Raw genomic sequence first — 24,835 nt, forward strand, 5'->3', positions numbered from 1 at the left:
GTGTGGGTCCGGTAATGTTAGATGTGGCAGGCTATGAACTGGATGCGGAGGAGCGCGAGATTCTGGCGCATCCGCTGGTAGGAGGCCTGATCCTCTTTACCCGAAACTATCACGATCCCGCGCAGCTGCGCGAGCTGGTGCGGCAGATCCGCGCCGCCTCGCACCACCGGCTGGTGGTGGCGGTGGATCAAGAGGGAGGCCGGGTACAGCGTTTTCGCGACGGCTTTACGCGCCTGCCTGCTGCTCAGTCGTTTGCCGCACTGCTCGGGATGGAGGAGGGCGGCAGGCTGGCCGAGGAGGCGGGCTGGCTGATGGCCTGCGAGATGATCGCTATGGATATCGACATCAGCTTTGCGCCGGTGCTGGACGTGGGCCATATCAGCGCGGCCATCGGTGAGCGCGCGTACCATGCCGATCCGCATAAGGCGCTGGCTATCGCCACCCGCGTGATCGACGGTATGCACCGGGCAGGCATGAAAGCCACCGGCAAGCACTTCCCCGGCCACGGGGCGGTTGCGGCGGACTCCCATAAAGAGACCCCGCGCGATCCGCGGCCAGAGGCGCTGATCCGCGAGCATGATATGGCGATCTTTAGCGCGCTGATCCGCGACGGCAAGCTGGATGCCATTATGCCCGCACACGTCATCTACAGCGAGGTGGATCCACGTCCGGCCAGCGGCTCGCCGCACTGGCTGAAAACGGTGCTGCGCGGTGAGCTGGGTTTTGACGGCGTGATCTTCTCGGACGATCTCTCCATGGAGGGGGCGGCGATCATGGGTAGCTATGCCGAACGTGCCCAGGCCTCGCTGGATGCTGGCTGCGATATGGTTCTGGTCTGTAATAATCGCCAGGGGGCGGTGAGCGTGCTGGATAACCTGTCGCCGATCAATGCAGCGCGTGTTACAGAGTTGTATCATAGAGGTTCGTTTACGCGTCAGGAGCTGCTTGCGTCTGCCGAATGGAAAGCGGTGAACAGCAAACTGGAACAGCTTCAGGCCCGCTGGCTGGAGCGGCCAGCGGCCCATTAACGCTCCCTGAAAGGGAGATAGCACAGGGTGAGGACAGATGATCATCTACTTACACGGTTTTGATTCAAACAGTCCGGGCAATCACGAAAAGGTTCTGCAACTGCAGTTTATCGATCCCGACGTGCGCCTGCTGAGTTACAGCACGCGCCATCCGAAGCATGATATGCAGCATCTGCTGAAAGAGGTCGATAAGATGCTGCAGCTTAACGTCGATGAGCGACCGCTGATCTGCGGCGTGGGCCTGGGCGGATACTGGGCCGAGCGCATTGGTTTTCTCTGCGACATCCGGCAGGTGATCTTTAATCCTAATCTCTACCCACAGGAGAATATGGAGGGCAAAATCGACAGGCCGGAGGAGTATGCGGATATCGCCACCAAGTGTGTAACCAACTTCCGCGAAAAGAACCGCGACCGCTGCCTGGCGATCCTCTCCCGCCACGATGAAGCACTAAACAGCCAGCGCACTGCCGAGGTACTGCACGACTTTTATGAGATTGTCTGGGACGAAGCGCAGACGCATAAGTTCAAGAATATCTCTCCTCATTTGCAGCGCATCAAGGCCTTCAAAACCCTGGGCTAAGACGCCAGCATAAAAACCAGCCTTTTAATGGCTGGTTTTTTTTCACCCTTCGACTGAAACCTGGTTATCTTTTATGCATCAAAACTTGATATATATCAATTTTGGTATGACCAATGCACCGTTCATGTTATTCTCAAGGGGTAGATGAGGTTTTTTGCAGCTAACTTGTTGTTAACTAAAAGCTATTTGCATAACTTTTAGTTAACAATTGGTTAATATTTTAGGGGGTCATGTTGACTACACCATTGAAAAAGATTGTGATTGTTGGCGGTGGAGCTGGCGGGCTAGAGCTGGCCACCCAGCTGGGTAAGAAGCTGGGCCGGGGTAAAAAAGCTAAAATTACCCTCGTCGACCGCAACCACAGCCACCTGTGGAAGCCGCTGCTGCATGAAGTGGCCACCGGCTCGCTGGATGAAGGCGTGGACGCGCTGAGCTATCTGGCCCACGCGCGCAATCATGACTTCCAGTTCCAGCTTGGTTCGGTTGTGGATATTAACCGTGAAGGTAAAACCATTACCCTGGGCGAGCTGCGTGATGAGAAGGGCGAGCTACTGGTGCCTGAGCGCAAGCTGCCTTATGACACGCTGGTGATGGCGCTGGGGAGTACCTCCAACGACTTCAACACGCCGGGCGTAAAAGAGCACTGCATTTTCCTTGATAATCCGCATCAGGCGCGCCGTTTCCATCAGGAGATGTTGAACCTGTTCCTGAAGTACTCCGCTAACCTTGGGGCCAGCGGCAAGGTCAACATTGCCATCGTTGGCGGTGGGGCCACCGGCGTTGAGCTGTCGGCTGAGCTGCACAACGCGGTGAAGCAGCTGCACAGCTACGGCTATAAGGGCCTGACCAACGAGGCGCTGAACGTGACCCTGGTAGAAGCAGGCGAGCGCATTCTGCCTGCGCTGCCACCGCGCATCTCCGGGGCGGCTCACAGCGAGCTGACTAAAATGGGCGTACGCGTGCTGACCCAGACCATGGTCACCAGCGCGGACGAGGGCGGTCTGCATACTAAAGATGGCGAATATATCCAGGCCGATCTGATGGTCTGGGCGGCAGGGATCAAAGCACCAGACTTTATGAAAGAGATTGGCGGCCTTGAAACTAACCGTATCAACCAGCTGGCGGTAGAGCCGACGTTGCAGACCACCCGCGATGCGGATATCTATGCGATTGGCGATTGCGCCTCCTGCACGCGTCCGGAAGGGGGCTTCGTGCCGCCGCGTGCCCAGGCTGCGCATCAGATGGCGACCTGCGCGCTGCACAACATTCTGGCGCAGATCAAAGGCAAGCCGCTGAAAGCCTATGTCTACAAAGATCACGGCTCGCTGGTTTCGCTGTCGAATTTCTCCACCGTGGGCAGCCTGATGGGTAACCTGATGCGCGGTTCGATGATGGTAGAGGGGCGCGTAGCGCGTTTCGTCTATATCTCGCTCTACCGTATGCACCAGGTAGCCTTGCACGGCTACTTCAAGACGGGTCTGATGATGCTGGTAGGCAGCATCAACCGCGTGATCCGTCCGCGACTGAAGCTGCACTAAGCCTGTCGCCCCGTCACGTCTGACGGGGCGTTTAGCATATCCTTCTGTGGATTTCCATCAGGTGGCTCAGATTTCTCTGAATCACCGCGATCTGCCACATAACTCCCCGTTTTTTACCGCCTTTCTGATTGGCATCTTGCCACGCTGATTGCAGAATTATGACATCAGAGCCAACCAGAAGGACTATTCAATGAATAAATCCATGTTAGCGGGTATCGGAATTGGTGTGGCCGCTGCACTGGGCGTTGCTGCGGTGGCAGGCTTAGACGTTTTCAATCGCGGCCCTCAGTACGCGCAGGTGGTTTCTGCTACACCTATTAAAGAGACGGTGAAAACGCCGCGTAAAGAGTGCCGCAACGTGACGGTAACCCATCGACGTCCGGTTCAGGATGAAAACCGCCTCACCGGCTCGGTTCTCGGCGCGGTAGCGGGCGGGGTGATTGGTCACCAGTTCGGCGGCGGACGCGGTAAAGATGTCGCCACGGTCGTTGGGGCGCTGGGCGGCGGCTATGCCGGCAACCAGGTTCAGGGGGCCATGCAGGAGCGGGATACCTATACCAGTACGCAGCAGCGCTGCAAAACCGTCTATGACAAATCAGAGAAGATGCTCGGCTACGACGTTACCTACAAAATTGGTGACCAGCACGGGAAAATTCGCATGGAGAACGATCCCGGTACCCAGATCCCGTTAGATAGCAACGGGCAGCTGGTTTTGGATAACAAAGCATAAAAAAGCAGTACCCTGATTTAGCTCCCCATTCGCTCAGGCTGGGGAGCTTTTTTTATGGCATAAAAAAGCCTCGCTTACGCAAGGCTTTTATGAACGCTCAGATTCAAATCATACTCTGCTGGCGGATCAGCAAGCATCCTGTGATCAGCACAGAGATGAAAGCGAACAGGATCGAACCACCACATACTACCCAGAGACTAAATAACAATGTAATTACTATTAACACTTTAAATAATGGTAATAGCAAAACCATGACCGTTATCCTTCTGCATGTGAATAGTCGTAAATTGTCCTGAAAAAAATCCTGCTAATGGTTAGCAGGGGAATAATCACTTACTAAGGGTAGCAAGAGTCATACAAAAGTGTGAGAAAGATTTGGCCTATTATTTAAATAGGCCACGGCAATACTATGACTTGATGAATATTATGATTTGATGAGTTCTGGCCACAGGGCGAGGGCGGTGCGGGTAATTTGCAGCAGCTTCTCTTGCGACGCGCCTTCACGCGCGCTGACCGACATCCCCTGGATCACGCAGTTCAGAAACTGGGCTATGGTCTGCGGTGTGGCTGTCGCGGGGATCTCGCCGCGCTGCTGGCGCTCCTCAAGAAAGCGCAGCAGAGCCGCTTCCTGCAAAGCGTGACGAGACTTCAGCGTCTGGGCAATCTCATTTGACGAGGCCGCCAGCGCCGCCGAGGTGCTGATTAAGAAGCAGCCGGAAGGCGTCTCTTTGCTGGTGAAGCAGGTCGCGACGGAGGTAAAGTAGTCCAGCAGCGCCTGCTCAACGCGCTTCTCATCGCAAAACAGCTCCGCCTGGTACTTGGTCGCAAACTGCGAAATATAGCGATCGAGCACGGCGCGGAACAGCCCCTCTTTGTTGGTAAACTCGGCGTAGAGCGTCGGGGCTTTCGCACCGGTGGCCTCGACCAGATCGGACAGCGATGTGGCCTCATAGCCATGCTGCCAGAAAAGGGTCATGGCTTTGTCGAGCGCCGCTTCCCTGTCGAAAACTTTTGGTCGGCCACGGCTTTTTTTTGTGCAACTGCTGACGTCAGTGGTCATAGTGGCTCCTCACCCAATGTTGAATTATTGAACAATCATTATAAAAATAATTGTCCCCAAAGGCCAGCAGGGAATAGTTAAAAATAATTATGTTATATCTTAATGACTTTTAACGTTTTACCTATTACATGGACTGCATTGATGCAGCGCCATGCTGCGTTACGTCGACTGGCATCCCCGAGCGTACGGCCATTACTTTGTCCATCAGCGCAGCGTCGGTCTCGGCAGCGGATCTAAAGCTCTCCATGCTGGCATTCAGCACCAGCGGCTGCGTTTTTGGATCGTCGTGAATGGATTTTGACAGCGGCTGATGCACTTCAACCAGCCGCGTGCCGTCCGGCTCCACCGAGGCTTTAACCGGCGCGTTGATGATATTGACCTTTGTTCCAGGGGTGATTTGACGGAACAGCGTCGCAATGTCGTTATCGCGCAGGCGAATACAGCCCGAGCTAACGCGCATCCCGATACCAAAGTCGGCGTTAGTGCCGTGAATCAGGTAGACGCCGCCGTAGGCTGCCAGGCGGATCGCGTGGTGGCCCATCGGGTTATTTGGCCCAGCCGGCACAACTGCCGGAAGCTCCACGCCCTGCGCCTTATAGCGCGCACGAATGTTGGCCGTCGGCGTCCAGGTCGGGTTGGCGCGTTTATCCGATACGCGGGTGACCATCGTTGGCGTTAAGGTGTCGCCTCCCAGCTGGCCAATGCCGATGGGGTAGACGATCACTTCGTTCTTACCAGGCGGGAACCAGTAGAGGCGCAGCTCGGACAGGTTAATAACGATTCCCTGGTGCGGCACGTTCGGCAGCAAGGTCTGGAGCGGGATGGTCAACACGCTGCCGGCGCGCGGCACGTAGGGATCAACGCCGGGGTTAGCCTGTAACAGGGCCAGAAAGCCGACGTTATATTTTTTGGCAATCGCTTCCAGCGAGCCGCCGTCGTTTTCGACGAGGTGAAAACGGTTCTCGCCTACCAGGCGGCTGCCGTTAGCGGGAAGCGGCCAGGTATTGGCCTGGGCGGAAAGAGAGAGAAGGGCCGCTGCCGCAAGGGCCAGCAGCGTTATCCAGCGAGCAATGCGCATCTGTTTAATCATTTGACCACCGTGCTTCAGGTTGTAGTTATGCAACTAATTGTTATGCAATGGCAAACATGAAGTATGGACGCAAGGTGTGTCGAAATGTTTCTCAGATGTGCAAGGATTTGTAAAGAGTGGCGCACGCCTTATCGCGTGCGCCTTGAGATCAGGCGATGGCGTTCTCTGCCAGCTCCTTCATAAAGTTACTTACCCACTCCATGCGGGTTTTGCGCTCGCCCAGCTCCTGCATAAACTTCAGCCGGGTAGGGCCATCGAGACGGAAGTGTTGCGGCTGCTTCTGCAGCAGGCCGATAAGCCAGGCCGGATTGACATGGTTCTTCTCGGCAAACTCAATCGCGCCGCCTTTATCGTTGCTCTCCAGCTTGCGGATTCCCAGCTGCTGCGCCTGCTGACGCAGTCGAGCCACCTCAAGCAGGGTGCGGGCTGGATCGGGCAGCAGACCAAAGCGGTCAATCAGCTCGACCTTGATCTCTTCCAGCTCGCTGCTGCTTTTGGCGCTGGCGACGCGCTTGTAGAACGACAGGCGCGTGTTGACGTCCGGGATGTAATCATCCGGCAGCAGGGCGGGCATGCGTAGCTCGACCTCGGTCTGCTGGCTGGTCAGATCCTCCAGCGACGGCTCGCGGCCAGCCTTCAGCGCATCAACGGCGTTCTCCAGCAGCTCCATATAGAGCGAGAAACCAATGGTCTCCATAGAGCCGCTCTGATCTTCCCCGAGCAGCTCACCCGCGCCGCGGATCTCCAGATCGTGGGTAGCCAGCGCAAAACCTGCACCGAGATCTTCCAGCGAGGCGATCGCTTCCAGACGCTTCTGCGCGTCGGTGGTCATTGCCTTCGGAGGCGGCGTCAGCAGCCAGGCATAGGCCTGATGATGTGAGCGCCCAACGCGACCGCGCAGCTGGTGCAGCTGGGCGAGACCGAAGTGATCCGCCCGCTCGATGATGATGGTGTTAGCGGTAGGAATATCGATCCCGGTTTCGATAATGGTGGTGCAGACCAGCACGTTAAAACGCTGGTGATGGAAATCATTCATCACCCGCTCCAGCTCGCGCTCGCGCATCTGGCCGTGGCCGATGGCGATCCGCGCCTCCGGCACCAGCTCTGCCAGCCGTTGGGCCGCCTTCTGGATGTTCTCCACGTCGTTATAGAGGTAGTAAACCTGACCGCCGCGCAGGATCTCACGCAGCATTGCCTCACGCACCACCAGGCTATCGAACTCGCGCACGAAGGTTTTCACTGCCAGACGACGCGCAGGCGGCGTGGCGATAATCGACAGATCGCGCATGCCGCTCATGGCCATATTCAGGGTACGCGGGATCGGCGTGGCGGTGAGCGTCAGGATATCGACGTCGGCACGCATCGCTTTGATGCGCTCCTTGTGGCGCACCCCGAAGCGGTGCTCTTCGTCGACGATCAGCAGGCCGAGATCGCGCCACTTCAGATCGTTTTGCAGCAGCTTGTGGGTGCCGATCAGAATATCGACCTTGCCCTCTGCGGCATCGGCCAGCACCTGGGTCTGCTCTTTAGCGCTACGGAAGCGCGACAGCAGCTCGATGCGTACCGGCCAGTTGGCGAAGCGGTCGCGGAAGTTATCGTAGTGCTGCTGGGCCAGCAGGGTAGTGGGCACCAGAACCGCAACCTGCTTGTGGTTCTCTACCGCAAGGAAGGCGGCGCGCATGGCGACCTCGGTCTTACCGAAGCCCACGTCGCCGCACACCAGACGGTCCATCGCCAGCGGCTGGCACATGTCACTCAGCACGGCGTTGATCGCCTGAGCCTGATCCGGCGTGGTTTCAAACGGGAACGCATCGCAGAAGAGCTGGTACTGCTCTTTATCATGTTTAAAGGCAAAGCCGGTCTTGGCCGCGCGTTGGGCGTAGACGTCCAGCAGCTCGGCGGCCACGTCGCGCACTTTTTCCGCTGCTTTCTGCCGCGCCCGCGTCCAGGCATCGCTGCCGAGCTTGTGCAGCGGCGCACTATCCTCCGCACCGCCCGCGTAGCGGCTGATCAGGTGCAGGGACGACACCGGGACGTAGAGTTTGGCCTCGTTGGCGTAGGTCAGCATCAGGTATTCCCCTTTAATGCCGCCCGCCTCCAGCGTGGTCATGCCCGCATAGCGCCCAACGCCGTGCTCCAGGTGTACCACCGGCTGGCCAGGGTGCAGTTCCGCCAGGTTGCGGATCAGCGTATCCGGGTTGATGGTTCGGCGATTATCCTGACGACGGCGCGCGACGCGCTCACCCAGCAGATCGCTCTCGCAGATCAGCGCCCGGTTGCGCAGGGTATCAATAAACCCGCGCTCGGCCGCGCCGATCAGCAGGTAGCGTCCGCTGTCGACGGCCTCATCAAGGCGCAGGATCCGCTTCGGTGCGACTTTAATGCGCGCCAACAGCTCTCCCAGCGCCTCACGACGGCCCTCGCTCTCAACGGAGAAGACCACCGGGCCGGTAAAGGATTCGAGGAACTTGCGCAGGCTATCAAGCGGCGCTTTCTGCTGCGCCTGTACGGCCAGATCCGGCAGCGTCTGGTAGCCGAGGTTGGTATTAGCGGCTTTCTCCGCCAGCTGTTCGGTTTTCAGCTGAATGCGCGGCCAGCGCTTCAGCTCGGCAAACAGCTCGTCGCTGCGCAGCCACAGCGTCTCCGGCGGCAGCAGAGGACGCATCGGATCGACACCGCGGTTCTCGTAGCGGGCCTGGGTTTCGCTCTGGAAACGCACCGCGCTGGCATCGAGATCGCCGGTGTTAATCACCAGCGTATTGGCCGGGAAATAGCTAAACAGCGGCGGCAGCGGCTCGCTGAAAAAGAGCGGCTGCCAGTATTCGATCCCCGCCGGCAGCGTGCCTTTACTCACCTGCTGATAGATATGCTCGGCGTCGCGCTTCACCTCAAAGGTATCGCGCCACTGGCTGCGGAACAGCTCGATAGCCGCCTTGTCAGTAGGAAACTCGTGGGCGGGCAGCAGGTTAATCGCCTCCACCTCTTCCAGCGTGCGCTGGGTATCGGGATCGAACAGCCGCAGGCTATCGATTTCATCATCAAAGAAGTCGATGCGGTAGGGCTGCGTGCTGCCCATCGGGTAGAGATCGAGCAGCGCGCCGCGGGTGGCGTATTCGCCGTGCTCCATTACCTGGTCAACGTGGCGGTAGCCAGCGGTATCCAGCTGGGCACGCAGGGCGTCGCGCGAGAGGCGCTGGCCCTTTTTCATGACCAGCGCATGACCGTGCAGATAGCTGTGCGGGCAGACGCGCTGCATCAGCGTATTCACCGGCATAATCAGCACGCCGCGCTGCATAGAGGGCAGCTGATAGAGCGTTGAGAGCCGCGAAGAGATGATCTCCTGGTGCGGAGAGAAGCTGTCGTAAGGCAGCGTCTCCCAGTCGGCAAGGTTCATCACCATACTGTCGGTAAACTGGCGGATCTCATCATGCAGGCGCAGCGCGTTTTGCATATCGGGTGCGATGAGCACCACCGGGCCTGCATGACGCTCAACGATTTCTGCCACTTCTGTGGCACAGGCGCTGCCTGTAAGCTCACCCAGTTGGCGCTGGTCGCCCGCCTTGGCGGGAAGGGAGTAACGGTATTGTTCAGGCATAGCGAATATCGGGATCTCTTGGGTTTATGCCCCCTGATATGGGGACATATCACTGATACACAATGCAGTTTATTATCTTTGATCCCTCAATATTAGCAAAGTTAGACCACTAGCGCGTGGTGGGAGCCAGACGCAGTTTCTCCGGTGGTGAAAAAAAGAGGTCGCCAAACAGGCGCACGGAGAGACGGCGGATACCCAGCCCAACCAGGGTACACACCAGCAGGCTCAGCAGGGGGTAAACCAGCAGCAGGCCCAGCTCCAGCGTCGGCGAGAGCACGCCCTGACGAAACAGCGGCAGCAGGGCGAGGCTGCTGCCTTCGATCAGGATGCGGTGGGTGGTGTAAATGGCAATGGTGTTGGAGCCAATCACGTTCAGGAGCCGATCCTCACCGGGGGTAAAGCGCTGCTCCAGCCGCCAGAACAGGGACATGATCAGCCAGGCCGACAGCAGAGAGAGCAGTACCGGCACGTTGCAAAACCAGAGCGCTACCGCCACCAGCAGGGCAGGCACCAGAGGTAAAATTTGGCGGCGCAGAGGGATGCTCTGCAGCCAGGTCATAATGGTCACGCCGTACCAGGCCCCCAGGGCATAGTAGATGATGTTGCGCACCACGCTGTTCATTCCCCACCACGGCAGCGGCAGGAAGTTAATGGCCACCGACGCCACCAGCATCAGCGCCAGCGCGGGGCGTTTCCAGCGGCTCAGGAATTTGCAAACCACGAAGTAGATCAGCAGGGCGTAGAGGTACCACAGGCTGGTGCTGGCGGTCAGCATTCCGTGGAGAAACTCACTCAGCGAGTCGGCGTAGGCGGCGTTGGCCGACTGGCTAAGATCGCGCTCGGGAGCCAGCCAGCGGTTGAGAAAGCCGATCCCCTGCCACTGTAAAACGCCCCACAGGGCCAGCACGTAAAAAATTGACCACAGCCGCTTATCAATACAGTTTTTCCATTCCGCCTCGGTGATATAGCGCCGAATCAGGTAGCCGGAGATGAAGAAAAAGACCGGCATGCGGAACGGGGCGAGGTAGAGATTCATATAGAGCCAGCATTTGGCGAGCAGGCCGGAGAGGGGATGTTGCAGCCCCTCAAGATGCGGATAGAAGGTGATCACCGAGTGGTAGATCACCACCAGACTGATGCATAACCCTTTGATCTGGTTAATCCACAATGCTTTTTGCTTCATCGTTAAAACGCCCGTGTTGCGATAAATTTTGCCGTATATAGTGATCGGGGAAGCTGGCGCTGTAATGGGTAACGCTCTGGATTTACCCTGTTATGAGACGTTTTCGGAAAAAGGTGAGGTCCGTTGTCACCCGCATGGGCGAGAAACGCTGTTTTAGCAAATTGATTTTGAACAAATTTTTACCCCAATACCCGACAATTCTTAGCGCATAAGCGATTTACCATCCCCTGTTTCGCTTATATACTCGTGAGTCTGCTAACCGCAACCAGACGGATGTCATGTACCAACCTGTCGCACTATTCATAGGCCTGCGTTATATGCGTGGGCGCGCAGCGGACCGATTCGGTCGCTTTGTCTCCTGGCTCTCGACCATTGGTATTACGCTTGGCGTGATGGCGCTGGTAACCGTGCTGTCGGTGATGAACGGCTTCGAGCGCGAGCTGCAAAACAACATCCTGGGGCTGATGCCGCAGGCGGTTCTCTCCTCGACCAACGGCTCGCTGAACCCGCAGCAGCTGCCAGCCAGCGCCGCAAAGCTGCAGGGCGTCAGCCGCGTTGCGCCGCTGACCACCGGCGACGTGGTGTTACAGAGCGCGCGTAGCGTCTCGGTGGGGGTGATGCTCGGCATCGATCCCGCGCAAAAGGATCCGCTCACGCCGTACCTCGTTAACGTCAAGCAAACCGATCTGCAGCCGGGCAAATATAACGTGATCCTTGGCGAGCAGCTGGCCGGGCAGTTGGGCGTTAACCGCGGCGACCAGCTGCGAGTGATGGTGCCCTCCGCCAGCCAGTTTACGCCGATGGGCCGCCTGCCAAGCCAGCGCCTCTTTAACGTGATCGGCACCTTTGCTGCCAACAGCGAAGTCGATGGCTACCAGATGCTGGTGAACATTCAGGACGCATCGCGCCTGATGCGCTATCCGGCGGGCAATATTACCGGCTGGCGGCTGTGGCTCAACGAACCTCTGAAGGTAGACGAGCTGAGTCAGCAGACGCTGCCGGACGGCACTAAGTGGCAGGACTGGCGCGATCGCAAAGGTGAACTGTTCCAGGCCGTGCGCATGGAGAAAAATATGATGGGCCTGCTGCTGAGCCTGATCGTCGCCGTCGCCGCCTTCAACATCATCACCTCGCTGGGGCTGATGGTGATGGAGAAGCAGGGCGAAGTGGCGATCCTGCAAACCCAGGGGCTGACCCCGCGCCAGATCATGGCGGTCTTTATGGTGCAGGGGGCCAGTGCGGGGATTATCGGCGCGCTGCTCGGTGCCGTACTGGGGGCTCTCCTTGCCAGCCAGCTTAACAATCTGATGCCGATCATTGGCGCGCTGCTGGACGGCGCGGCGCTGCCGGTGGCTATTGAGCCACTCCAGGTGGTGATTATCGCGCTGGTGGCGATGGCCATTGCGCTGCTCTCTACGCTCTATCCCTCATGGCGCGCCGCCGCCACCCAACCCGCTGAGGCTTTACGTTATGAATAAGATCCTGTTGCAATGCGACAACCTGTGCAAACGCTATCAGGAAGGGAACGTGCAGACCGACGTGCTGCACGATGTCAGCTTTAGCGTGAACGAAGGCGAAACCGTGGCGATTGTCGGCAGCTCCGGCTCCGGTAAAAGTACGCTGCTGCACCTGCTGGGGGGGCTGGATACGCCTACCTCCGGCGACGTGATTTTTGGCGATCGTCATCTGAGCCAGCTCTCCTCGACGGCGAAAGCCGAGCTGCGCAACCGCGAGCTGGGCTTTATCTACCAGTTCCACCACCTGCTGCCGGACTTTACCGCCCAGGAGAACGTCGCTATGCCGCTGCTGATTGGCAAGCATAAACCGGCGGAGATTACCCAGCGTGCGCGGGATATGCTCCAGGCGGTAGGGCTGCTGCACCGGGCGAACCACCGTCCGTCGGAGCTTTCCGGCGGCGAGCGCCAGCGCGTGGCCATTGCCCGGGCGCTGGTGAACAATCCGCGCCTGGTGCTGGCGGATGAACCCACCGGTAACCTCGACGCGCGCAACGCCGACGCTATCTTTGCCCTGCTCGGCGAGCTAAACGCGTCGCAGGGCACGGCGTTTCTGGTGGTCACCCACGATCTGCAGCTGGCAAAACGCATGAGCCGCCAGATGGAGATGCGCGATGGCCACCTGAGCGCGGAGATGACGCTGATGGGGGCGCAGTAATGGCTTCACCTCTGTCGTTACTCATTGCCCTGCGTTTTAGCCGTGGCCGTCGGCGTGGCGGCATGGTGTCGCTGATCTCGGTGATCTCTACCATCGGCATTGCGTTGGGGGTGGCGGTGCTGATCGTCGGCCTGAGCGCCATGAACGGCTTTGAACGCGAGCTGAATAACCGCATTCTCGCGGTGGTGCCCCACGGCGAGATCGAGCCGGTCAACCAGCCGTGGAGTAACTGGCGCGAGGCGCTGGGCAAAGTTGAGAAGGTGGCAGGCATCGAAGCCGCTGCGCCCTATATCAACTTCACCGGCCTGGTAGAGAGCGGCGTAAACCTGCGCGCTATCCAGGTGAAAGGGGTCGATCCGCAGCAGGAGACGCGTCTGAGCGCGCTGCCGCGCTATGTGCAGAACAGTGCCTGGGCCAGCTTCAAGGCGGGCGAGCAGCAGGTGATCCTCGGCAAAGGCGTCGCCGAGGCGCTGAAGGTCAAGCAGGGCGACTGGGTATCAATGCAGATCCCCAACGCCAGCGCTGACCACAAGCTGCTGCAACCGAAACGCATCAGGCTGCACGTCAGCGGTATTTTGCAGCTCAGCGGCCAGCTCGATCACAGTTTTGCCATGATCCCGATGCAGGATGCTCAGCAGTATCTGGAGATGAACGACGGCATAACCGGGATTGCCATCAAGGTGAAGGACGTCTTTAACGCCAATAAGCTGGTGCGCGACGCCGGCAGCGTGACCGACAGCTACGTCTACATCAAGAGCTGGATCGGCACCTACGGCTACATGTACCGCGATATCCAGATGATCCGCGCCATTATGTATCTGGCAATGGTGCTGGTGATCGGCGTGGCCTGCTTCAACATCGTCTCGACCCTGGTGATGGCAGTGAAGGACAAGAGCGGCGACATCGCCGTGCTGCGCACCCTCGGGGCGAAGGATGGACTTATCCGTGCGGTATTCGTCTGGTATGGTCTGCTGGCCGGGCTGTTCGGCAGCGTGGCGGGCGTGGTGATTGGCGTTGTGGTCGCTCTCCAGCTGACGCCGATTATCAACGGTCTTGAGACACTGATCGGCCATCAATTCCTGTCGGGGGATATCTACTTTATCGATTTCCTGCCGTCAGAGCTGCACGCCCTTGACGTGGTCTACGTGCTGGTCACCGCCCTGGTGCTGAGCCTGCTGGCGAGCTGGTATCCCGCCAGACGCGCCAGCAATATCGATCCGGCCCGGGTTTTGAGCGGGCAGTAACCAGGAGTGGCGATGCATTACGGGCTGGACATTGGCGGCAGTAAAATTGCGCTGGGCGTCTTCGACAGTGACAGAACGTTACAGTGGGAGCGGCGCATCGCCACACCCCATGAGAGCTACAGCGCCTTTTTAGCCGCCATCGCCGGGCTGGTGCACGACGCCGATGCCCGTACGGGTGAACGCGGCTCGGTGGGCATCGGCATTCCCGGTATGCCCGTTACCGCTGACGGCACGCTCTACGCGGCGAACCTTCCCGCCGCCAGCGGCAGGGCGCTGCGGGCCGATCTCTGCGCGCTGTTAGGCCGCGACGTGCGTCTCGACAACGACGCCAACTGCTTTGCCCTCTCGGAAGCCTGGGACGATGAGTTTGCCCGCTATCCGCTGGTGATGGGGCTGATCCTCGGCACCGGCGTGGGCGGCGGGCTGGTGATCAACGGCAAATCCATTCCCGGCCATAGCTATATTACCGGTGAGTTTGGCCACATTCGTCTTCCCGTCGATGCCCTTGAAATCCTTGGGCGCGATATTCCCCTGCTGCGCTGCGGCTGCGGCCAGCTGGGCTGCATTGAGAACTATCTTTCGGGTCACGGCTTTGCATGGCTCTACAATCACTTCTACGATCAATCTCTGAACGCACCTGAAATAATCGCTCTATGGGAACAAGGTGATGAAGGGGCACGTGCGCATGTGGCTCGCTACGTTGAGCTACTGGCCGCCTGCCTGGGGACGATATTGACCATCGTAGATCCGGATCTGCTGGTCATCGGCGGCGGGTTATCAAACTTTGCCGCGTTGACCACGCTGTTGTCCGACCGTTTGCCGCTGCGTCTGCTGCCGGTTGCTCGCGTGCCGCGCATTGAGCGCGCCCGACACGGCGACGCGGGCGGCATGCGTGGCGCAGCCTTCCTCCATCTCACCGATTAAGCACAAGAGGTCGATATGCAGTCGCGTCGTTTTAGCCGACTAAGCCGTTTTCGCCGCAACAAACGTCGTTTGCGCGAGCGTCTACGCCAGCGCATCTTTTTCAGAGACAGAGTGGTACCCGACGTGATGGAAAAACCAAGAGTGGTCGTGTTGACCGGGGCGGGGATCTCCGCCGAATCGGGCATTCGTACCTTCCGCGCCGCCGACGGGCTGTGGGAGGAGCATCATGTTGAAGACGTCGCCACGCCGGAAGGGTTTGCCCGTAACCCGGAGCTGGTGCAGTCATTCTACAACGCACGCCGTCGCCAGCTGCAGCAGCCGGAGATTGCGCCCAACGCCGCGCATCTGGCGCTGGCTGAGCTGGAAGAGGCCATTGGAGATCGCTTTCTGCTGATCACCCAGAACATCGACAATCTGCACGAGCGCGCCGGTAACAACAACGTGCTGCATATGCACGGCGAGCTGCTGAAGGTGCGCTGCGCCGCCAGCGGACAGGTCCTGGCGTGGACGGGGGATGTTACCCCGGAAGATAAGTGCCACTGCTGCCAGTTCCCGTCACCGCTGCGTCCGCACGTAGTCTGGTTTGGCGAGATGCCGCTGGGCATGGATGAGATCTACAGCGCGCTGGCGCTGGCGGATATCTTTATCGCCATCGGCACCTCCGGGCACGTCTATCCCGCGGCCGGGTTTGTGCATGAGGCGAAGCTGCAGGGGGCACACACCGTCGAGCTGAACCTTGAGCCGAGTCAGGTTGGCAGCGAATTCGAAGAGAAGCACTATGGGCTGGCGAGCCAGGTGGTGCCGGAGTTTGTTGATCGGCTGCTGAAGGGGCTGTAACGGATCCTGTAGGCCCGGCAGGCTCGCCGGGCGTATATACAGGGAGAGCGGATTAACGGCCCGCTTTCAGCTTCTGGTAGTAGCTCTCGTAGAGGGCGCTGGCCTGGCCGACGTCATTCTGCCACTCGCCTTTGCTCACGGTCTCGGCATCTGGATAGAGTGACTTGTCGTTGGCCACCGCTGGGGTAAGCAGCTTGCGCGCCGCCAGGTTAGGCGTCGGGTAACCAATGGTCTCCGCGACCTGTTTCGCCACGTCCGGTCGCAGCAGGAAGTTGATCAGCTTGAGTGCGCCGTCCACGTTTTTGGCGTTGGCCGGGATCGCCAGGCTGTCCATCCAGAAGATGCCACCCTCTTTAGGCCATACCACCCTCAGCGGCGTACCGCTCTGGCGCGCCACCCAGGCGGAACCGTTCCAGACCATCCCCAGGTTAACTTCGCCTTCCATATAGGGGTTGGCTGGGTTATCGGAGTTGAAGGCCGCCACGTTTGGCATCAGCTTCTGCAGCTCGTGGTAGGCCGCCTCAATCTCTTTCGGATCGGTAGTGTTACCCGAGTAGCCCAGCTTGCGCAGTGCCATCTGGAACACTTCCCGGGCATCGTCGGTCAGCACCAGGCTGCTCTTATACTCCGGCTTCCACAGATCGGCCCAGCGGGTGACGCTGTTCGGATCGATCGCTTCGCTATTCACCCCAATCGCCGTCGCGCCCCAAATGTAAGGAACCGAGTAGTCGTTGCTCGGATCGAACGGCTTGTTCAGCACCTCAGGATCGAGGTTGCTGAAGTTGGTCAGCTTGCTCTTGTCGAGCTTCTGGATCATCCCCTCTTTGCGCATCTTGTCGACAAAGTAGGTGGAGGGCACAACCAGATCGTAAGCGCCCTCTTTATAGGTTTTGAGCTTGGCATACATGGTCTCGTTCGACTCATAGGTCGAATAGATCACCTTGATGCCGGTCTCTTTGGTGAACTGCTCCAGCAGGCCCGGCGGCACATACTCGGTCCAGTTATAGAAGTAGAGGGTCTTATTATCCTCGGCATGGGCGGCACTCACGCTGAGCGCTAAAGCCCCCGCAGCGAGCAGGTGGCGTGACCAGTTTTTCATTTTAACGTCCCCTGAGTTTTATCACGTGCAATTAACTGGCTGGCAATCACCAGAACCAGCGAGAGTCCTAACAGAATGGTCGCCAGCGCGTTCACCTCTGGTGAGACGCCGACTTTCACCATTGAGTAGATCTTCAACGGTAGAATTTCATACCCTGGCCCGGTCACAAACGACGAGACCACCACGTCATCCATTGACAAGGTAAAGCTCAGCAGCCAGCCAGCGGCCACGGCGGGCATTGCCAGCGGCAGAATGATCTTGCGCAGGATCGTGATTTCGCTGGCACCCAGATCCTTCGCCGCCTCCAGCATCCGCACGTCAAAGCCTTTTAGCCGGGAATAGACTGTCACTACCACAAACGGCAGGCAGAAGGTGATGTGCGAGAAGAGCAGCGACCAGAAGCCCAGCTGGATACCAAGCAGCATAAACAGCACCAGCAGCGAGATCGCCATTACGATATCCGGAGACATCATCACCACAAACAGCATCCCGCTAACAAACGGCTTGCCGCGAAAGCGGTAGCGGTAGAGCGCCACCGCCGTCAGGGAGCCGATCAGCGTAGCAAAGGTTGCCGACAGCACCGCCATGGTCAGCGAGTGCTGGGCTGCCTGTAACAGGCTGTCGTTGTTCATCAGCAAGCTATACCAGCTGGTGGTAAAGCCCTGCCAGTTAATGCCAAAGCGCGCCTGGTTAAAGGAGTTAACGATCAGAATAACGATCGGAATATAGAGATAAGCATAAATGGCGGTCATAAAACCGCCGCGCAGCAGTCGACCCATCACTCCAGCTCCACCTTTTTATTCAGCAGGCGCATCGCTCGCCAGTAGACCAGCAGCATCAGCCCCATTACCACCGTCAGGGTGATGCTGGTCGCCGCACCGAATGGCCAGTCGCGAATGTTGAGGAACTGACTCTTAATCACATTGCCGATCAGCAGGTTTTTTGCCCCACCCATCAGATCCGAGACGTAGAACAGCCCCATCGCCGGGAGCATCACCAGCAGGCAGCCGGCGATAATGCCCGGCATGGTCAGCGGCACAATGATGCGCATAAAGGTTTGCAGTTTGCTTGCACCGAGATCCCGCGCCGCCTCCAGCAGCGGCTTATCCAGCTTCTCAATGCTGGAGTAGAGCGGCATGACCATAAAGGGCAGCAGGATATAGACCAGGCCGATGATGACCGCGCTGGGGGTAAACATAATGCGCAGCGGCGTGTCGATGATCCCCAGCTCAAGCAGGAAGGCATTGAGATAGCCCTTGGTGCTGAGAAAAAGCTTCAGGCCATAGATGCGGATCAGCGAGTTGGTCCAGAACGGCACGATCAGCAGAAAGAGCAGCAGCGGGCGCACTTTCTGCGGCAGCTTCGCCAGGAACCAGGCGAACGGATAGCCCAGCGCCAGGCAGGCGAGGGTGGCGATCAGGGCCATATTGAGCGAGTGCAGCAGCACGTCAAAATAGAGCGGATCGAGCAGGCGCGTATAGTTATCCAGCGTAAAGACCAGCTTAACGAAGGAGACGTCGTCGCGGGTCAAAAAGCTGGTGACGATAATCATCAGGTTGGGCAGAAAGACAAACAGCACAAGCCAACCGACGACAGTGGCAATCACCACGTTCTGGAATTTACTTGTGCTCTTCATCAGCCAGTACGACCTCCCAACTCTCTACCCAGTTGATCGCCATCTTCTGATCCAGCGAGTGGTCGAAATCGGGATCGTCTTCGTTAAAGAACTCGCTGACCATCACAATCTTGCCGTTCTCCAGCTCAACCACCGACTCCAGGGTCATGCCCTTGTAGTTACGCTCGCGCACGTAGCCAATCAGCCCTTCAATCTCATTGTCGCCGTTGATCTCATCGACGCGCAGATCCTCCGGACGCAGCAGCACGTTGAGTTTCTGACCCGGGGTGACGGCAAAGTTAACGTAGATATTGCACTCGCGGCCTTCAACGTTGGCCCGCACGCGCTGCTCATCAATACGCTCGATCACCGTCGCGTTAAAGATATTGATCTCGCCAATAAAGCTGGCCACGAAGAGGTTTTTCGGCTCCTCGTAGATCTCACGCGGGGTGCCGTCCTGCTCGATTTTACCGTTCTGCATCACCACGATACGATCGGACATGGTCAGCGCCTCCTCCTGATCGTGCGTAACGAAGACAAAGGTGATGCCAAGCTTGCGCTGCAATGCCTTCAGCTCGTTCTGCATCTGCTTACGCAGCTTGTAATCGAGGGCAGAGAGGGACTCATCTAACAGCAGCATACGCGGCTTGTTGACCACCGCCCGGGCGATGGCCACGCGCTGCTGCTGGCCGCCAGAGAGCTGGTGCGGCTTACGCTGGGCAAACTCTTCCAGTTGCACCATACGCAGGGCATCGGTAACCCGAGGGGTGATCTCATCCGCCGGCGTCTTCTGCATCCGCAGGCCAAAGGCGACGTTTTCGAACACCGTCATGTGTGGGAACAGGGCGTAGCTTTGAAAGACGGTGTTAACATGGCGATGTTCTGCTGGAACGTTCGTTATATCATCGCTATCGAGGATAATGCGGCCTGTGTCGACACTCTCCAGGCCTGCAATAAGGCGCAGGACGGTAGTTTTACCGCAGCCAGAAGGGCCAAGCAGCGTCAGGAATTCGCCGTTGTTGATGGTGAGGTTAAGATCGGAAATAACGGTTTTACCATCAAAACTTTTTCGAATCCCCGCCATTTGTACCAGCGGTGAAAGCGAACGTGGTTGTGTATTCAATTTTTGACTCTGTCCCGTGTAGACGCAGCGGATGGCTTACCGATGCGGGGTTTGTGATTAACCACCTTGGGTTTTGGCACATGAATAAGGCCTGGCATTCTACGGCAAACCACTGAAATCGCCAAACCTTGTTCTTATTTCTTCTCCAGCCTGGGCATTTTCAGCCACTATTAAAGGTGTACTAAAATACAGGGTTTACACGCTAAAAGTGACCTGACGCAATACGCAACGTGTCGCGCGTCTTGATAATGTTGTGACAAAAAGTGAGGGTGGCCGCATGGAAAAATTACTTGAGCGTTTTTTGCACTATGTTTCGTTAGATACCCAGTCAAAACCGGGTGTCAGACAGGTTCCAAGTACAGAGGGACAGTGGAAGCTATTAGAGCTGCTTCGCGATCAGCTTAACGAGATGGGCCTTATCAACGTGACGCTGAGTGACAAAGGCACGGTGATGGCGACGCTGCCCGCAAACGTAGAGGGCGATATCCCCGCCATTGGGTTTATCTCCCATGTTGATACCTCCCCGGACTTTACCGGCAAGAATGTTAATCCACAGATCGTTGAGAACTACCGCGGCGGCGATATCGCTCTGGGCGTAGGGGATGAGATCCTCTCGCCGGTGATGTTCCCGGTGCTGCATCAGCTGCTGGGGCAGACGCTGATCACCACCGACGGCAAAACCCTGCTCGGTGCGGATGACAAAGCCGGCGTGGCGGAGATCATGACCGCGCTGGCGGTGCTGATTAAACAGAACGTACCTCACGGTGAGATCCGCGTGGCCTTTACGCCTGATGAAGAGGTGGGAAAAGGGGCGAAGCACTTTGACGTGCCAGCGTTTGGCGCGCAGTGGGCCTATACCGTTGACGGCGGCGGCGTAGGCGAGCTGGAGTTTGAGAACTTCAACGCGGCCTCGGTGACGATTAAAATTGTGGGAAACAACGTGCATCCCGGCACGGCGAAAGGGGTCATGGTAAATGCCCTGACGCTGGCAACGCGTATTCACGCCCTGGTGCCTGCCGATGAGAGCCCGGAAACCACCGAGGGTTACGAAGGTTTTTATCATCTCGCCAGCATAAAGGGGGCGGTCGATCGTGCGGAGATGCACTACATCATTCGCGATTTCGATCGTAAGAACTTTGAAGCGCGCAAACGTAAGATCATGGAGATCGCCAAGAAGGTCGGCAAGGGGCTGCACCCGGACTGCTATATCGAACTGACGATCGAGGATAGCTACTACAACATGCACGAGAAGGTCGCTGAGCATCCGCATATTATCGATATCGCCCAGCAGGCGATGCGCGACTGTGATATTGAGCCGCAGCTTAAGCCTATTCGCGGCGGCACAGATGGCGCGCAGCTCTCCTTTATGGGCCTGCCGTGCCCGAATATCTTTACCGGCGGCTATAACTACCACGGCAAACATGAGTTCGTCACCCTGGAAGGGATGGAGAAAGCGGTGCGCGTGATCGTACGGATTGCGGAGCTGACCGCGAAGCGGGGGTGATAGTGAGGCTGCAGTGGGTTCGTAGGCCCGGCAGGCGCGCCGGGCGTTACGTTACCGAGAGTTAATCCTCGAAGAACCAGTAGCCGCTGTTAACCAGCGCGGCGAGCATGGCGAGGAACGACGGGTCGTCCAGCGCGTCGCCGAGGGTGTCGGCGGTCACCACGATATGGTTTGCCAGCGCGGCGAGGGCCGGGCGGTGCGGGGAATCAACCTTCTCACCGTTTACAAATATCTCTTCGCCGACGCGCAGCACGCGCAGGCCGCCGAGACGCACCAGCTTGTCACCCTGTTGCAGCGCATCGTAGATCTCATCCGGCTGATACGGCGGCTCCGGCGGGGAGACGTCCAGCTCGTGGCGCGACTGAGAGATAAACTCACCGAACCACTGCTGGAACTGTGCCGGCTGGTTAACCAGCTCGAGCATCATTCCGCGCAGCTTATCCAGCTCCTGCGGCAGAATATCCGCCGGGTGCTCACGCGACGGCACGTCCGGATCGCTGTAGCGGTGGCTGCCCAGCTCGCGCTGCAAGACATAGTCCGCAAAGCCGCTGATCATCTCCCGACCGCTTGGCGCACGGAAACCCACCGAGTAGTTCATTGAGTTTTCAAGGGAGTAGCCCTCGTGCGGGAAGGCCGGGGGGATATAGAGGATATCACCCGGCTCCAGCTCTTCATCAATGATCGCTTCAAAGGGATCGACCTGCAGCAGATCCGGGTGCGGACAGTGCTGCTTCATCGGCACCTTATCGCCCACGCGCCAGCGGCGGCGGCCGGTACCCTGAATGATAAACACATCGTACTGGTCGAGATGCGGACCCACGCCGCCGCCGGGTACGGAGAAAGAGATCATCAGGTCGTCAATACGCCAGTCCGGCAATGCCCGGAAGGGATGCATCAGGGCGGCACTCTGCTCGTGCCAGTGATCCACCGCCTGTACCAGCAGCGACCAGTTGGTTTCACCCAGGTGATCGTAGCTCTCAAACGGACCGTGGCTGACGTTCCATTTACCATCCTGATGACTGACCAGGCGGCTGTCGACTTCGCTCTCCATCGCCAGCCCAGCCAGCTCATCCGGCGAGAGGGGATCGATAAAGTTGGCTATGCCACGCTTCAGCACTACCGGGCGCTTTTGCCAGTAACGCTGAATAAAATCGGGCCAGTCGAGTGTTAATTGATATTCCATATGAGTTTCCTGGTCTTGTGTCTGACTCGGATTATAACGGATGGCGGCCTGGCTGGATGCTTAATTCGTTAATTATCCCCGGTGCTCTCCTGCTGGCGGGAAAATATAGCCTCCATCCGCGCGCCACCGAGCGGGCTTTCTCCGGTAACGATCTCCCCGCCGTACTGCTCCACGATTTCGCGGGCAACGGCTAAGCCTACTCCCTGGCCGGGACGCAGCGTATCGGCCCGCTGACCGCGATCAAAAATCGTCTCTCGCAGGCTAACGGGAATACCGGGGCCGTCATCGTCAACGATGATATGCAAGCGATCGTCAGACTGCCGGGCGGAGACTTCCACAAACTCCAGGCAGTATTTGCAGGCGTTATCCAGCAGGTTACCCATCACCTCCATCAGGTCGTTTTTCTCGCCGACAAAGCTAATTTCCGGGGAGATATCGAGAGTGATAGCCACCCCTTTGCGCTGATAGACCTTATTCAGCGCCGAGGTAAGACTGTCCAGCATGGCCGCCACCGGATGCAGCTCGCGGCTGAGCATAATACTGCCGCCGCGCATGCTGGCCCGATGCAGATAGTAGCCAATCTGCTGGGAGATACGGCTGATCTGCTCCAGCATCACCGGCTCGGCATCGTTCACGCTCAGCTTATTGCTGCGCAGCGAGCGCAGCGTGCTTTGCAGCACCGCCAGCGGGGTCTTCAGGCTGTGCGTCAGATCGGTGAGAGTGGTACGGTACTTGTCGTAGCGCTCGCGCTCGCTTTTCACCAGGCGATTGAGGTTGCGCACCAGGCTGACCAGCTCGCGGGAGGTTACCGGGTTCAGGCGCTCACGGTGGTGCTCCTCCAGCTCACGCACCTCTTTCGCCAGCGCTTCGATGGGGCGCAGGCTCCAGCGCGCGGCTAGCCACAGCAGGGGAATAACCAGCAGCAGGTTAGCCATCACCACGTAGATAAACCAATTCCACACCTGATGCGCCTGCTTTAGCTCATCGGGCACGGTGTCGATCACCACAATGGTCATCGGTGGCATATGGGCCGTCGCCGGGAAGTAGTTCACCGCCACCGAGTGGGTGGTTTCGCTGTCATTGTCGTCCGCGCGCAGGTCGCTGAGGGCTTTCTGCGCCGAGGGGTCGCCGCTGATCAGGGTGCTGGTGGCGTCGGCGTCGGCCTCAATCTCATGGAAGCCATCGCTCTTCAGCCACTCAGGGCGAATGCGCTGCACCAGCCACGGTACGCTGCGCTGGGACCACAGAAGCTGCCCCTGCTGGTCGTAGATCAGCGCCACGGTAGGACCTTGCAGATTCAGGTTTTCCGGCAGCTCAATACTAAAGCGCTGGTTGTCCCACTTTGACAGCGTATAGAAGAGATTGCTCTCGCCGCGCAGCAGGCGAAAGGTGGTTTTGTCGAAGCTGACGTTGTAGCCCACCAGCGCCACCATGCCGTAGGAGAGAGAGAGCACCAGTACGACGGCAGCCGTGGCGAGCAGGAAGCGGACCCGCAGGGAGAGCGGCAGCAGGTGCCGCCGAAGCCTCTTCATGAGGGCAGTTCGAACAGATAGCCCTGGCCGCGCACGGTATTAATCACCTCATGGGGATACTGGGCCTGGATTTTTTTCCGCAGGCGACCCATTAGCACGTCGATGGTATGGCTCTCCCGCAGCTCGGCGTCCGGGTAGAGCTGTAGCATCAGGGCATCTTTACTCACTACCTTGCCGCTGTTGCGGATCAGCGTCTCCATAATGGTGTACTCGAAGGCGGTCAGCTTGATCACCTCGTCGTCAATAGACAGCTCCCGACGCGAAAGATCGACCTGAAACGGCGGCATAGAGATAACCTGCGAGGCGTGACCGCCGTTGCGGCGCATCAGGGCCTGCATGCGAGCAGCCACCTCTTCAATATGAAACGGCTTAGTCACGTAATCATCGGCCCCGGCGCTCAGCACCTCGACCTTATCCTGCCACCCTTCACGGGCGGTGAGCACCAGCACGGGTAGGGTGACATCATGGCTGCGCCAGCGGCGGATTAGCGACAGCCCATCCTCATCCGGCAGGCCGAGATCGACGATGGCGATGTCAGGAAGGTGTTCATTTAAGTAGTAATCCGCTTCCTTTGCATCTTCGGCGGCGTCGACCTGGTGCCCCAGCTCCTGCAGCTGAACTTTCAGGTGGTGGCGCAGCAAAGGGTTATCCTCTACGACGAGTACGCGCATTGTCCGAACTCCCATACATTCATGTTGTGAATAGTTTAACGCGAATGCGTGATTATGATGCGAATGAAATCAACAGAGAGTAAACCAGCGGGGAAGCAGCCCGCTCCCTAAACGAGAGCAGGCTAAT

Annotated in this window: 21 protein-coding genes; 10 read left to right on the forward strand and 11 right to left on the reverse strand. The window is 58.3% G+C overall.

The window, feature by feature from the left end; all coding sequences use genetic code 11:
* The first annotated feature begins 2 nt into the window (after positions 1–2).
* From nagZ to WFN61_RS03825, 4 genes are all read left to right on the forward strand, one after another.
* On the forward strand, positions 3–1,028 hold the full coding sequence (gene nagZ, locus WFN61_RS03810) for a beta-N-acetylhexosaminidase (protein ID WP_257757231.1): 1,026 nt from the start codon (positions 3–5) through the stop codon (positions 1,026–1,028).
* Positions 1,029–1,065: 37 nt separating this feature from the next.
* Complete coding sequence (gene ycfP / locus WFN61_RS03815) at positions 1,066–1,608, forward strand: alpha/beta hydrolase YcfP (protein WP_257757232.1); 543 nt, start codon at positions 1,066–1,068, stop codon at positions 1,606–1,608.
* Positions 1,609–1,841: 233 nt separating this feature from the next.
* Entirely contained in the window at positions 1,842–3,146 is a 1,305-nt protein-coding gene (locus WFN61_RS03820; RefSeq protein ID WP_337038092.1) for an NAD(P)/FAD-dependent oxidoreductase, read from the forward strand.
* Positions 3,147–3,336: 190 nt separating this feature from the next.
* Positions 3,337–3,876: a glycine zipper 2TM domain-containing protein gene (locus tag WFN61_RS03825; protein WP_042392843.1), complete on the forward strand. Its 540-nt coding sequence runs from the start codon at positions 3,337–3,339 to the stop codon at positions 3,874–3,876.
* 424 nt (positions 3,877–4,300) lie between these two features.
* Here the strand turns inward: WFN61_RS03825 and WFN61_RS03830 are convergent, their stop codons facing one another.
* The 4 genes from WFN61_RS03830 to WFN61_RS03845 all read right to left on the reverse strand — a co-directional run bounded on the left by WFN61_RS03830 (position 4,301) and on the right by WFN61_RS03845 (position 10,804).
* A complete protein-coding gene (locus WFN61_RS03830) occupies positions 4,301–4,936 on the reverse strand; it encodes a TetR/AcrR family transcriptional regulator (protein ID WP_144812328.1) in 636 nt (211 codons plus the stop codon).
* A 124-nt stretch (positions 4,937–5,060) separates the two neighbouring features.
* The gene (gene ldtC / locus WFN61_RS03835; RefSeq protein ID WP_337037717.1) at positions 5,061–6,026 is read right to left on the reverse strand and encodes a L,D-transpeptidase LdtC; all 966 of its coding nucleotides are present in this window, start codon (positions 6,024–6,026) and stop codon (positions 5,061–5,063) included.
* Positions 6,027–6,174: 148 nt separating this feature from the next.
* Positions 6,175–9,621: a transcription-repair coupling factor gene (gene mfd / locus WFN61_RS03840; protein WP_337037720.1), complete on the reverse strand. Its 3,447-nt coding sequence runs from the start codon at positions 9,619–9,621 to the stop codon at positions 6,175–6,177.
* Between the two features lie 109 nt (positions 9,622–9,730).
* A complete protein-coding gene (locus tag WFN61_RS03845) occupies positions 9,731–10,804 on the reverse strand; it encodes an acyltransferase family protein (protein WP_144812320.1) in 1,074 nt (357 codons plus the stop codon).
* A 278-nt stretch (positions 10,805–11,082) separates the two neighbouring features.
* On the opposite strand from WFN61_RS03845, the gene lolC reads away from it, so the two are divergent.
* Genes lolC through cobB form a run of 5 tightly spaced genes read left to right on the forward strand, consistent with a single transcriptional unit; the run spans position 11,083 to position 15,981 of the window.
* Positions 11,083–12,282, forward strand: coding sequence for a lipoprotein-releasing ABC transporter permease subunit LolC (lolC, locus tag WFN61_RS03850; protein ID WP_312274451.1), 1,200 nt, complete (start codon positions 11,083–11,085; stop codon positions 12,280–12,282).
* Entirely contained in the window at positions 12,275–12,976 is a 702-nt protein-coding gene (gene lolD / locus WFN61_RS03855) for a lipoprotein-releasing ABC transporter ATP-binding protein LolD (protein WP_144812314.1), read from the forward strand. Before lolC ends, lolD begins: the two co-directional genes overlap by 8 nt.
* Positions 12,976–14,220 carry a lipoprotein-releasing ABC transporter permease subunit LolE gene (gene lolE / locus WFN61_RS03860; protein WP_257757236.1) on the forward strand — a complete coding sequence of 415 codons (1,245 nt, stop codon included), beginning with the start codon at positions 12,976–12,978 and terminating at the stop codon, positions 14,218–14,220. Before lolD ends, lolE begins: the two co-directional genes overlap by 1 nt.
* A 12-nt stretch (positions 14,221–14,232) precedes the next feature.
* Positions 14,233–15,144, forward strand: a complete 912-nt coding sequence (gene nagK / locus WFN61_RS03865; RefSeq protein WP_144812308.1) for an N-acetylglucosamine kinase — start codon at positions 14,233–14,235, stop codon at positions 15,142–15,144.
* Positions 15,145–15,159: 15 nt separating this feature from the next.
* Complete coding sequence (gene cobB, locus WFN61_RS03870) at positions 15,160–15,981, forward strand: Sir2 family NAD+-dependent deacetylase (protein WP_337037725.1); 822 nt, start codon at positions 15,160–15,162, stop codon at positions 15,979–15,981.
* Positions 15,982–16,033: 52 nt separating this feature from the next.
* Here cobB and potD read toward each other — a convergent pair whose 3' ends face one another.
* The 4 genes from potD to potA are packed head-to-tail and all read right to left on the reverse strand — an operon-like array spanning position 16,034 to position 19,779.
* Positions 16,034–17,080: a spermidine/putrescine ABC transporter substrate-binding protein PotD gene (gene potD, locus WFN61_RS03875; protein ID WP_337037728.1), complete on the reverse strand. Its 1,047-nt coding sequence runs from the start codon at positions 17,078–17,080 to the stop codon at positions 16,034–16,036.
* The gene (potC, locus tag WFN61_RS03880) at positions 17,077–17,862 is read right to left on the reverse strand and encodes a spermidine/putrescine ABC transporter permease PotC (protein ID WP_144812298.1); all 786 of its coding nucleotides are present in this window, start codon (positions 17,860–17,862) and stop codon (positions 17,077–17,079) included. Before potC ends, potD begins: the two co-directional genes overlap by 4 nt.
* The gene (gene potB / locus WFN61_RS03885; RefSeq protein WP_144812295.1) at positions 17,859–18,716 is read right to left on the reverse strand and encodes a spermidine/putrescine ABC transporter permease PotB; all 858 of its coding nucleotides are present in this window, start codon (positions 18,714–18,716) and stop codon (positions 17,859–17,861) included. The genes potC and potB overlap by 4 nt, the downstream gene beginning before the upstream one ends.
* The gene (gene potA, locus WFN61_RS03890) at positions 18,700–19,779 is read right to left on the reverse strand and encodes a spermidine/putrescine ABC transporter ATP-binding protein PotA (RefSeq protein WP_257757238.1); all 1,080 of its coding nucleotides are present in this window, start codon (positions 19,777–19,779) and stop codon (positions 18,700–18,702) included. The genes potB and potA overlap by 17 nt, the downstream gene beginning before the upstream one ends.
* A gap of 316 nt (positions 19,780–20,095) precedes the next feature.
* Here potA and pepT point away from each other — a divergent pair, with 316 nt between their 5' ends.
* Positions 20,096–21,322 carry a peptidase T gene (gene pepT / locus WFN61_RS03895; RefSeq protein WP_312177466.1) on the forward strand — a complete coding sequence of 409 codons (1,227 nt, stop codon included), beginning with the start codon at positions 20,096–20,098 and terminating at the stop codon, positions 21,320–21,322.
* A 61-nt stretch (positions 21,323–21,383) separates the two neighbouring features.
* Here pepT and WFN61_RS03900 read toward each other — a convergent pair whose 3' ends face one another.
* The 3 genes from WFN61_RS03900 to phoP all read right to left on the reverse strand — a co-directional run bounded on the left by WFN61_RS03900 (position 21,384) and on the right by phoP (position 24,708).
* Complete coding sequence (locus WFN61_RS03900; RefSeq protein WP_144812287.1) at positions 21,384–22,505, reverse strand: ribosomal protein uL16 3-hydroxylase; 1,122 nt, start codon at positions 22,503–22,505, stop codon at positions 21,384–21,386.
* Between the two features lie 68 nt (positions 22,506–22,573).
* Positions 22,574–24,037 carry a two-component system sensor histidine kinase PhoQ gene (phoQ, locus tag WFN61_RS03905; RefSeq protein WP_337037733.1) on the reverse strand — a complete coding sequence of 488 codons (1,464 nt, stop codon included), beginning with the start codon at positions 24,035–24,037 and terminating at the stop codon, positions 22,574–22,576.
* A complete protein-coding gene (gene phoP / locus WFN61_RS03910) occupies positions 24,034–24,708 on the reverse strand; it encodes a two-component system response regulator PhoP (protein WP_144812282.1) in 675 nt (224 codons plus the stop codon). Before phoP ends, phoQ begins: the two co-directional genes overlap by 4 nt.
* Positions 24,709–24,835 lie beyond the last annotated feature (127 nt).

It is taken from the genome of Pseudescherichia sp. AS216 (assembly GCF_037152055.1).
Lineage (GTDB): Bacteria > Pseudomonadota > Gammaproteobacteria > Enterobacterales > Enterobacteriaceae > Pseudescherichia.

Excerpts from the sequence above, each read along its gene's own strand:
- ycfP (WP_257757232.1), top strand. The coding sequence starts at position 1,066 with ATGATCATCTACTTACACGGTTTTGATTCAAACAGTCCGGGCAATCAC.
- WFN61_RS03825 (WP_042392843.1), top strand. The coding sequence starts at position 3,337 with ATGAATAAATCCATGTTAGCGGGTATCGGAATTGGTGTGGCCGCTGCA.
- WFN61_RS03830 (WP_144812328.1), bottom strand. The coding sequence starts at position 4,936 with ATGACCACTGACGTCAGCAGTTGCACAAAAAAAAGCCGTGGCCGACCA.
- ldtC (WP_337037717.1), bottom strand. The coding sequence starts at position 6,026 with ATGATTAAACAGATGCGCATTGCTCGCTGGATAACGCTGCTGGCCCTT.
- mfd (WP_337037720.1), bottom strand. The coding sequence starts at position 9,621 with ATGCCTGAACAATACCGTTACTCCCTTCCCGCCAAGGCGGGCGACCAG.
- WFN61_RS03845 (WP_144812320.1), bottom strand. The coding sequence starts at position 10,804 with ATGAAGCAAAAAGCATTGTGGATTAACCAGATCAAAGGGTTATGCATC.
- lolC (WP_312274451.1), top strand. The coding sequence starts at position 11,083 with ATGTACCAACCTGTCGCACTATTCATAGGCCTGCGTTATATGCGTGGG.
- lolD (WP_144812314.1), top strand. The coding sequence starts at position 12,275 with ATGAATAAGATCCTGTTGCAATGCGACAACCTGTGCAAACGCTATCAG.
- lolE (WP_257757236.1), top strand. The coding sequence starts at position 12,976 with ATGGCTTCACCTCTGTCGTTACTCATTGCCCTGCGTTTTAGCCGTGGC.
- nagK (WP_144812308.1), top strand. The coding sequence starts at position 14,233 with ATGCATTACGGGCTGGACATTGGCGGCAGTAAAATTGCGCTGGGCGTC.
- cobB (WP_337037725.1), top strand. The coding sequence starts at position 15,160 with ATGCAGTCGCGTCGTTTTAGCCGACTAAGCCGTTTTCGCCGCAACAAA.
- potD (WP_337037728.1), bottom strand. The coding sequence starts at position 17,080 with ATGAAAAACTGGTCACGCCACCTGCTCGCTGCGGGGGCTTTAGCGCTC.
- potB (WP_144812295.1), bottom strand. The coding sequence starts at position 18,716 with ATGAAGAGCACAAGTAAATTCCAGAACGTGGTGATTGCCACTGTCGTC.
- potA (WP_257757238.1), bottom strand. The coding sequence starts at position 19,779 with ATGGCGGGGATTCGAAAAAGTTTTGATGGTAAAACCGTTATTTCCGAT.
- pepT (WP_312177466.1), top strand. The coding sequence starts at position 20,096 with ATGGAAAAATTACTTGAGCGTTTTTTGCACTATGTTTCGTTAGATACC.
- WFN61_RS03900 (WP_144812287.1), bottom strand. The coding sequence starts at position 22,505 with ATGGAATATCAATTAACACTCGACTGGCCCGATTTTATTCAGCGTTAC.
- phoQ (WP_337037733.1), bottom strand. The coding sequence starts at position 24,037 with ATGAAGAGGCTTCGGCGGCACCTGCTGCCGCTCTCCCTGCGGGTCCGC.
- phoP (WP_144812282.1), bottom strand. The coding sequence starts at position 24,708 with ATGCGCGTACTCGTCGTAGAGGATAACCCTTTGCTGCGCCACCACCTG.